The sequence below is a fragment of the Streptosporangium sp. NPDC050148 genome, from assembly GCF_055586505.1.
In genome coordinates, this window is the sequence record NZ_JBVJIA010000011.1 from 5,051 (window position 1) to 14,867 (window position 9,817).

Genomic DNA, 9,817 nt, shown 5'->3' on the forward strand with positions numbered 1-9,817 from the left:
GGCTCGGCAACCGCCGAGGGTTTGTTCGACCCCCTGGACAGCAACCTGTGCCGGTCTCCGGCCGTCCCCCCCCCCCTCGCCCCGGGGCCGGCGGGGCGACGGGGTGGCCGTGCCCCGCCGGGATCAGAGGTCAGCGCCAGGAGTCGTTACGCGTCGCCGTACCGCCCGACGGGGTGGTGAAGGAGCGGTTGGGGTCGCTCTCCCAGATCACCGAGCCGTCGGAGTTCTTCTTGATGTACTTGTAGGAGATCGCCGTGCCGGCCGGCAGGTTCACCGTGCCCTTCCAGACCGGGTACGAGGCCGACGACAGCGGAATCGCGTTCGCCGGGTTCCAGGCGCCCAGCGCGGGGACGTTGCCGACGACGAAGACGTTCTGGCCCCAGGTCGTGGTGGCGTTCGCGTTGAACGTGGTGGCGACCTGGCCGGGGTTGGCGGTCGGGGTCACCGTCGGGGTCGGGCTCGGGCCGGGGCCCATGGCGCCGGTGTGGATGGCGACCGCGCCCCTGGCCGGGACGGTGACCGAGGCGGTGCCGCCGGACCCGACGGTCACCGAGCCGCTGCCCGCCGCGTTGGCGTAGGTCCCCGCGGGCAGGCCGGTGGTGAAGGTGCGGGTGACGCTCGCGCCCTCGTTGTTGATCGCGACCCAGCCCTTGGTGCCGCGGCTGAAGGCGATCACGTTGTTGCCGTTGTCGTACCAGTTGGCGACCGGGGTGCCGTTGACGACGCGGTTGAAGCGGGCCATCCCGGTCATCTGGCGGTGGAAGCAGGTCCACTGTCCGTTGCCGCAGTTGGTGTCGGTGACGAAGCCACCGTTCGCCGAGGGCGGGCCGGCCTCGCTGTTGCCCCAGGCGAACCCGGAGTAGACCCGCGCGGCGCCGTACGGCCAGGCCAGCATGAAGACGTTGGCCAGCCGGTAGGCGTCGCCGTTCTTGTAGTTCATGGTCGAGCCGTTGCGCTCGGTGTCGTGGTTGTCGACGAAGACCACGGCCTTGTCGCCGGGCACCGACAGGCCCCAGCTCTGCCCGAACGACTGCAGGTTCTTGATCTGCCCGCCGCCGAACTGCTCCTTGAGCTTGCGGCCGTAGACGAACTCGTGGACGTCGCCGATCCCGGTGTACTGGCTCGGGGAGATCGCCTCCCCGTTGCCCTGGATGACCTCCTGGTGGATGTACGGCGACCCGGTGAGCCTGCTCTTGATCGCGGCCAGGTCGGCGGGGTTGATGTGCTTGGCGGCGTCGATCCGGAAGCCGTCCACGCCCAGCGAGGTCAGTTTGTTGAGGTATCCGGCGATCTGGTCGCGGACGTAGTTCGAGCCGGTGTTGAGGTCGGCCAGGCCGACCAGCTCGCAGTTCTGCACCCGCCCGGCGTCGTTGGTGTAGTCCGAGCCGTTGATCACGCAGGTGGGGGAGTGGAAGTCGGCCGCCGAGTACAGCCCCGGGTAGTCGTACTTGCCGAAGGTGTAGCCGCCGTAGCTGGTGCTGCCCTGGCCGGTCATGTGGTTGATGACGGCGTCGGCGTGCACCTTGACGCCCGCGGCGTGGCAGGCGTTGATCATGTTCTTGAACGCGGCCTCGTTGCCGAACTTGCTGGTGAGGGTGTAGCGGGCCGGCTGGTAGACGTCCCACCAGACCGTGCCCCCCTTGGACATCGAGTCGTTCGGCGGGGAGACCTGGACGGCGCCGAACCCGGCCGGGCCGAGCACGTCGGTGCACTCCTTGGCGACGGAGTTCCAGTTCCAGCTCCACAGCTTGACGATCGGGCCGGGGGTGGGCGGGGTCGCCTGGGCGGGGGCGCTCAGCACGGTGGGCACCAGGACGGTGGCTCCGGCCAGCGCGCTCAACGCCGTGGCAATGATGACTCGGTAGGGTTTCACGGGTGGGGGCCTCCAGATCAGTGGACGGGTTCCCTGGCCGGGCCGGGTGCTGCAACACCCGGCCCGGCGGGTCTTTCAGGTGGTCGCCCGCGGGCCGCCCGGAGACGTCCGGGGACGTCCGGCACGGCCCGGGGCGCCCGGGGGAGAAGGGGACGGGATCGGGGGAGGAAGGGACGGGGTCAGGGCCGGACGAAGACGGCCACCGTGCGTGGCGGGACCGTCACCGTGCCCGTCGCCGGGTCGAACGTCGACTGCTTCACGACGGCGTCGTCGCCGTTCGCCTGGACGGGGTGGAGCGTCACCTGGGCACCGGAGAGGGCGGCCACGGTCTGCGGCCGCGTCTCGGGGGTCGCGTTGAAGACGACGGTGATCGACTTCCAGCGCGGGTCGATGCCGGAGGAGTCCAGGTGCATGGTCACGACACCCGGGGTCTCCGAGGTGCCGCTCGTCGGGAAGGTAAGCCGCTTCTGCACCTCGGCCAGGCTGTCCAGGCCGAACACCGGGGAGGAGGAGCGGATCCTCAGCAGGTCGCCGTAGTGGGCGCGGGCCGCGCCGATCGCCGCGCAGTCCGGCTTGAGCGCCGGGTCGGCGAGCAGCGGCCTGGCGTAGGGCCACTTGTCCTCGTTGTCGGTCTTCGGGGGAAGGCCGGAGCCGAAGCCGTTGCCCGCCGAGCAGTCCCACAGCAGCCGGTTGAACCAGTCACCGGAGTCGAAGGAGTTGCGGTCGAGCGACTTGGAGCGGAGCCGCTCGCTGCCGGCGTGCACGAACGAGGTGCCCTGCCCGAGCACGGCCGTGGCCAGCGAGAGCGACTGCATCCGCACCCGGTCGGCCATGCCCGTCGCCTGCGGCAGCTTGTAGGCCAGCGCGTCGAAGAGCGTCTCGTTGTCGTGGGCGTCCACGTACGTGACGGCCTCGCCGGGGGAGGCGGTGTACCCGGCGGGTGAGCCGTTGTAGTCCACCTCCGAGCCCTTGACGCGCCGCCCGTCGGAGGCGGTGAAGGCGTAGTCGCGCAGGTTGCCGGTCAGCCCGACCTTGATCAGGTCCTGGTAGCGCAGCAGCCGGGCCCGCTGCGCGCCGGCGTCGCCGTTGGCGGGCGAGCCGTTGGGCGCCCCGGCCAGCCCCGAGCCGAAGCCCTGCACGCGGGGGTCGGCGTCGAACGGGCCGCCGCCGCGTACCGCGTCGCGCAGCCGGTCGTTGAAGGTGCCGATCCCGGTGCCGGCCATCCCGGCCTGGGTGGCCTGCTCGAAGCGGGCGTCGTCGGCGACCTCGCCGAAGTTCCAGCCCTCCCCGTACAGGATGATCGACTTTCCGTCGACGCCGTCGCGGGCGAGGGTGAGCCGGTCCAGGGCCTCGCGGACCGCGACCATGTTCGCCTTGGGGTGGTGGCCCATCAGGTCGAACCGGAAGCCGTCCACCCTGTACTCGCGGGCCCAGGTGACCACGGAGTCGACGACGAGCCTGCCCATCATGGCGTGCTCGGGCGCGGTGTTGGCGCAGCAGGTGGAGGTGGCCACGCTGCCGTCGTCGAGGAGCCGGTGGTAGTAGCCGGGCACGATGCGGTCCAGCACCGAGGTGGGGTCCTGGCCCGCGGCGTGGGTGTGGTTGTAGACCACGTCCATCACGACCCGCAGCCCGGCCCCGTTCAGCCCGCCGACCATCTCGCGGAACTCCCTGATCCGCGACGACCCCTCCGGGGCGGAGGCGTAGGAGCCCTCCGGCACGGTGTAGTGCAGCGGGTCGTAGCCCCAGTTGAAGGAGTCCTTCGCCGCCGTCCTCGCGACGCAGGCCTGCTGCTCTTCGGAGTCGGGGGCCATCGAGGCCAGGTCGCAGTCGGGTTCGGTCCGCTCCGACCTGCGCTCGGGGACGGTCGCGATGTCGAAGACCGGCAGCAGGTGCACGTGGGTCAGCCCGTCCTTCGCCAGGGCGCGCAGCTCCCTCATCCCCGCGGAGTCGCCGGTGAACGCGCCGTACGTGCCGCGCCTGGCGGCCGGGACGGTCGCGTCCGAGGCGGAGAAGTCGCGCACGTGCAGCTCGTACACGGACGCCCTGTTCTGGGGCACGGCCGGTGGCTTGGCCCGCGACGACCAGCCGTCGGGCCGCAGAGCCCGGTCGGACAGGTCGACGAGCTGGCTGCGGCCGGACCCGGCCGACAGCGACAGGCTGTAGGGGTCGGTCACCTCGTTGACGACGACCTTGCCCGCGGCGGGGGAGTGGACCGTCACCAGGAAGGTGTAGTAGCGGTCCTTCCAGCCGCGCTGCCCGCGCGCCGACCAGACGCCGGTGCGGTCGTCGCGCCGCATGGCGTGCACGGTGCGGGGCCCGCCCGAGGGGTCGCGGTACAGCGCCAGCTCGACCTTGTGGGCGGTCGGCGCCCAGACCGACAGCTCGGGCGTGCCGCCGCGCCAGGACGGTCCCAGGCCGGCACCGGCCGCCGCGGCGTACAGGTCGTCGAGCACACCGGGCAGCTGCACGCCGGTGGCGGTCAGCAGGGCTCCGGAGACGTCGCGTTCGGCTGCCACGACCTGGCCGCGCACGGCCTCCCGCACCAGGTCGGTGTCGCGCGGGTCGACGGTGAACGCGGCGTGCCCGGCCAGGTGCGGCCATCTCGCCTTCTGCGCCTCGGTCAGCGCGCCGGGCGTCAGCCGGATCAGCTTGAGGTCACCGGTCAGGTCCCCCTCTGCGTAGGCGATGCCGCCCTTGCCGGAGAAGGCCAGGACATAGCGGTTCGACGGCGAAGAGTCGATCTTCCAGGCGACGGTGGAGCGGTCGATCCAGTGCGCCGAGGACTTCGACAGGTCGGCGTCGGCGCCGCGTGCCGCCGGCTGGGGCAGCAGATGGCCCTCGGTACCGGCGACCCGCCACACCTCGTGGCCGTCGGCTGCCAGGTCCAGCGCCTGGTTGTCGGGCAGGTCCTTGGTGTCGCCGTTGTGGATGATGTAGCTCACGTTCGCGGCCCCCTCGGTCAGGGGGACGCGGAAGTACACGCCGAAGGCGTCCCGGCCCGCGGGCCGAAGCGGCGCGGCCCACTCGGTGGGAGCCGCCACGTCGCCCCACAGGTGCAGTCCCCAGCCGTCATAGTTCCCGTCGGGCCGGTGGTAATGCAGGATCGCGACGTTCTCGGCCGCGGCGCGGGTCGGGTGGACCGTGGCCGAGCCCGACACGACGTGGGCGTCCGGCTGCGTGGCCGGGGTGAACGACTGGTCGGCTCCGGGGTCCTTGACGTCCCCCCTGTGCACGATGAAGTTCACCGGGAGCGACGCGTTCTTCAGCGGCACCCGCCAGAACGCGCCCGAGGCGTCGACGCCGTCCGCGGGCCTGGGCGCGGCCCACTCGGTGGGCACCCCGTCGGCGAGCCCGTCGCCCCACAGGTGCAGCCCCCAGCCGTCGTAGGCCTTGTCGGGGCGCGAGTAGTGGACGGTCGCGTACCCCTGCGCGGCGGCGCGGGAGGTGTGGGTCGCGGCCGACCCCTGCCTGAGCCAGACCTCGCCGTTCCTGGCGGGGTCGACGATCCGGTCGCCGCCGTCCTTCTCGTCGCCCTTGTGGACGATGATCCCGACGTTGGTGGCACCCGGCTTGAGCCTGATCCAGGCGAAGCGGCCGTAGTCGTCCTCACCGGTCAGCGGCAGCGGCGCGGCCCACTCGGTGGGGTTCTCCACGTCGCCCCACACGTGCAGGCCCCAGCCGTCCCCGTCGTCGCCGTCGCCGTCGGCGCGCTGGTGGTGCACGACCAGCCAGTCGCGCTTCACCGTGCCGGGCTGCTCGGGGGCGGGCTCGGCGCCGACCGTGGCCGTCGCCGTCGCCGAGGCGAACCGTCCCGCGGAGTCCTTCACCACGGCCTTGTACGCGACCTTCGTGCCCGCCGCGAGACCCCGCAGGTCGTGGAAGACCCGGAAGACGCGGGAGGAGCCGCCGCCGGTCGCCGCCGCGTTGGGCGCGTCGTCGGTGCCGACGACCCTCCACGGGCCGTCGCCCGTCTTGGCGGCGAAGGTGACCTGGTCGAAGCCGGTGCCCGGCACGGTCGCGGTGACCGGGATCCGGCCGTCCTCGGCGGTGCCCCTGATCTCGGCGCCGGGCAGGGCGACCGAGACGGCCGGGGCCGTGGCCGGGGCGGCGAGCCTGGCCGAGGCCCGGTAGACCACCGCGGACAGGGCCGGGACGGTGAGTCCCAGCTTCGTGTCCGCGCCGGTGGTGAGCGCGGCCGGCCCTTCGCCGTACACGCGGGTGAAGGCGGCGCCCGCCGAGAAGGTGGGCACGGCCGCGGTCGCCGCCTGCGCGGCGTTGTTGACCGCGACCACGTACTCGACCTGCCTGCTCGCGTCGATCCTGGAGAAGGCGTAGACGCCGCCCGAGGCGAGCCGTTCGATCTGGGCGCCGTCGGCCAGGGCCGGGTGGGCGTCGCGCAGCCCGGCCAGGGCGGCGATGCCGCGGTAGAGCGGGTGGGAGGGGTCGTGGTTGTCGCGCGCGTGGGTGGCGCCGGTGCCGATGAGGTCGTCGTCGAGGTAGTCGGCGGCCTTGGCCGGGAACAGCGGCGCGCGGGCGTCCTGGTCGCCGCCCGAGCCGGTGAAGCCCTGCTCGTCGCCGTAGTAGACGACGGGCTGGCCGCGGGTGAGGTACATCAGCTCGTGGGCGAGCAGGTCCCTGCGCAGCAGCTCGGCGTCGGGCGCACCGGGGTTGTCCTGGGCGACGAAGCGGCCGATGCGGCCCATGTCGTGGTTGCCGAGGAAGGTCGGCAGCGACGAGGCGTTGCCGTCGGCGTCGGTGTGGTGGTCGTCCCCGGCGTACAGCCTGGCCAGCCTGGTCGCGTCCGCGGTGCCGCCGACGAAGGAGCGGGCGGCCTCCTGGAACGGGAAGTCCAGGGTGGCGTTCATGCCGCCGCGGGTGGAGTAGCGGCTGGTGAAGGCCGGCTCGCCCGAGTAGACCTCGCCGAACATGAAGAACCGCTTGTTGCCGTGCTGGGCGGCGTAGCCGCGCAGGGCCGGGGAGAACCGCTCCCAGAACTCCATGTTCACGTGCTTGGCGGTGTCGATGCGGAAGCCGTCGAGGCCGGTGTCGCGCACCCAGGTCCGGTAGATGTCGATCATGCCCTTGACGACCTCGGGCCGCTCGGTCCACAGGTCGTCGAGGCCGAAGAAGTCGCCGTACTGGTCGTTCTCACCGCTGAAGGTGGAGTCGCCCCGGTTGTGGTACATCGTCGGGTCGTTCAGCCAGGAGGGCGTCTTGACCCTCTTCGGCGCGACCGGCGTGTACGGGAACGAGCCGGTGTCCACCTCGGGGAAGGTGTCCTTGCCGGCGTGGTCGCGGTCGTCGAACGGCCTGCCGTCGGTGTCGACGTAGGGGTAGGCGCCCTTGGAGCGGTAGGAGTAGGTCTTCTCGGCGTAGTCGATGACGTCGGCCGTGTGGTTGGTGATGATGTCGAAGAAGACCTTCATCCCGCGCCGGTGGGCCTCGCGCACCAGCTCCTTCATCTGGGCGTTGGTGCCCAGGTGCGGGTCGATCCTGGTGAAGTCGGTGATCCAGTAGCCGTGGTAGCCGGCCGAGACGTTCGCGCCGGTGCCCTGCACGGGACGGTTCGCGAACGCGGGGGTGATCCAGATCGCGGTGCTGCCCAGCTTCTTGATGTAGTCGAGCCCGCCGAGCAGGCCCTTGAGGTCGCCGCCCTGGTAGAACCCCTTGTGGGCGGGGTCGAAGCCGGTGACGAGCCGGTCGCCGGACAGGCCGCCGGTGTCGTTGCGGGTGTCGCCGTTGGCGAACCGGTCGGTCATCGCGAAGTAGAAGCGCTCGCGGCTCAGGTCGGCGCGCAGCGCGTCCCGGGCCAGCTCCCTGTCGGAGGGCTCGGCATCGCGGCTCAGCGGCGAGACCACGGGCGCGGAGATCCGCACCCGTGAGGAACCCGATGATAGGGCCGGCGGGGACGCCGGGGACGCCGGGGACGCTGACGACGGGGCGGACGCGGGGGAGGCGGACGCGGCGGCGGGGGGCGGGGTGGCGGCGAGGGGGGTGATCAGGGCTGTCACGAGCGCGACGCTCGCCAGCGAGGTCGTTCTCGCGCGCCGTGGGGGGAGTGGCCAGACCACGGGGGCCTCCACGGAGGTTGTTTCGGAGGTATTGCCCGGAAGTTACTCATTGGGACACGTCTGTGCAATCCCTTGCGGCAATTTTCTGAATATCCGGTAAGCCGAGGTGCCGGAAGGGAGATGCGCCGTCCCTGAAAACCGTACAAATAGGATTTATAGGTATTTGACGGTCAATACGGGTGTGTGGATTTGCGGTATGGATCGGTGGATCATCGGCTTGGGGAGGCATTTGTAACGACTTTGCAGACTCTTGCAGAAACTTCTTCCACTCAGGTTCACGTCGGCGTAACGTCCGGCGTACTCCAGAACCGGCCGGACGGCTCCGTTCGATCCCGTTCGATGTCATTCGATGTCCGGCCACCCCCTTGAACCTGAGGAGAGAACATGCGGCGAGCCTTCTCGGCTGCGACGATCGTCGCGGCCCTCGCCCTGGCGGTCTCCGCCTGCGGTGGCGGTGAGGCCGCCCCGGCGGCCCCCGCCCAGTCCGCGGCGGCCGACCCGTCGAAGATCAGCGGTGAGATCACCTGGTGGGACACGGTCCGGCCGGACAGCGAGGGGCCGACGTTCCAGGCGCTCATCAAGGAGTTCCAGGCGAAGTACCCCAATATCAAGGTCAAGTACGTCAACGTCCCCTCCGACCAGGCGCAGAACCAGTTCCAGACCGCGGCCCAGGCCGGCGCCGGGGCGCCCGACGTGATCCGCTCCGAGGTGGCCTGGACCTCCCAGTTCGCCTCGCTCGGCTACCTGCAGCCGCTGGACGGCACCCGCGCCGTCGAGAACGAGTCCGACTTCCTGCCCGGCCCGCTGAGCAGCACCAAGTACCAGGGCAAGACGTACGCGGTGCCGCAGGTGACCGACACCCTGGCGCTGCTGTACAACAAGAAGCTGCTGGCCGAGGCCGGGCACGAGAAGGCCCCCACCACCGTCGAGGAGCTCAAGCAGGTCGCGCTCGACGTCAAGAAGAAGACCGGCGTCAACGGCCTGGCCCTCAACGTCGACTCCTACTTCCTGCTGCCCTTCATGTACGGCGAGGGCGGTGACCTGCTCGACGTGGAGAACAAGAAGATCACCGTCAACTCCCCGGCCAACGTCAAGGCCATGGCCACCGTCGCCGACCTGGTCACCTCCGGCGCCGCGCCCAAGCCCGCCATCCAGGACAGCTACGCCAACGCGATGACCGCCCTCAAGGACGGCAAGGCCGCGATGATCTACAACGGCCCGTGGGCGCTGGCCGAGATCTACCAGGGCAAGGAGTTCAAGGACAAGGAGAACCTGGGCATCGCCCCGGTCCCGGCCGGCTCGGTCAAGGCCGGCGCCCCCACCGGCGGCTGGAACCTGGCGATCTACGCGGGCTCCCCCAAGCTGGACGCCGCCTACGAGTTCGTCCGCTTCATGAGCACCCCCGAGGCCCAGGCCAAGGTCGCCAAGGAGATCAGCCTCCTGCCGACCCGGACCTCCGCCTACGACAACCCCGACGTGCAGGGCAACAAGGACGTCGCCGTCTTCAAGCCGATCATGGACACCGCGGCCCCCCGGCCGTGGATCCCCGAGGGCGGCCAGCTCTTCCAGCCGCTGCTGGAGGGCTACCAGTCGCTGGTCGGCGGCAAGACGACCCCCGAGGACATGCTCAAGAAGGTCGACGGCCAGTACCGCGGCATCTTCAAGGACTGGAGCTGAGCCGTGGCGCTCTCGACTGGACGTGTGAGCAGCACGACCAGGGACCGGGGGGGGGGGGGGGGGGGGGGGGGGGGGAGGAGGGGGGGGGGTGGGGGGGGGGGGGGGGGTGAGGGGGGGGGGGGGGGAGGCGCGGGGACATGCCGCCGCCTAGGGCCGCGTTGAGCACGCCGAGCGCGAACCGGCGCTCGTCGGT

3 protein-coding genes are annotated in these 9,817 nt (G+C 71.2%); 1 reads left to right on the forward strand and 2 read right to left on the reverse strand.

Going from position 1 to position 9,817, the window contains the following annotated elements:
- Positions 1–130: 130 nt before the first annotated feature.
- Both ACZ6RT_RS14495 and pulA read right to left on the reverse strand, forming a co-directional pair.
- Positions 131–1,873, reverse strand: coding sequence for a carbohydrate-binding module family 20 domain-containing protein (locus ACZ6RT_RS14495; protein WP_470153836.1), 1,743 nt, complete (start codon positions 1,871–1,873; stop codon positions 131–133).
- 179 nt (positions 1,874–2,052) lie between these two features.
- Positions 2,053–7,752 (reverse strand): pullulanase-type alpha-1,6-glucosidase, encoded by a 5,700-nt coding sequence (gene pulA, locus ACZ6RT_RS14500; RefSeq protein WP_470153838.1) that lies wholly within the window; start codon positions 7,750–7,752, stop codon positions 2,053–2,055.
- A gap of 579 nt (positions 7,753–8,331) precedes the next feature.
- Between pulA and ACZ6RT_RS14505 the strand changes: the two genes are divergently transcribed.
- Positions 8,332–9,624: an extracellular solute-binding protein gene (locus ACZ6RT_RS14505; protein WP_470153839.1), complete on the forward strand. Its 1,293-nt coding sequence runs from the start codon at positions 8,332–8,334 to the stop codon at positions 9,622–9,624.
- Positions 9,625–9,817: the final 193 nt, after the last annotated feature.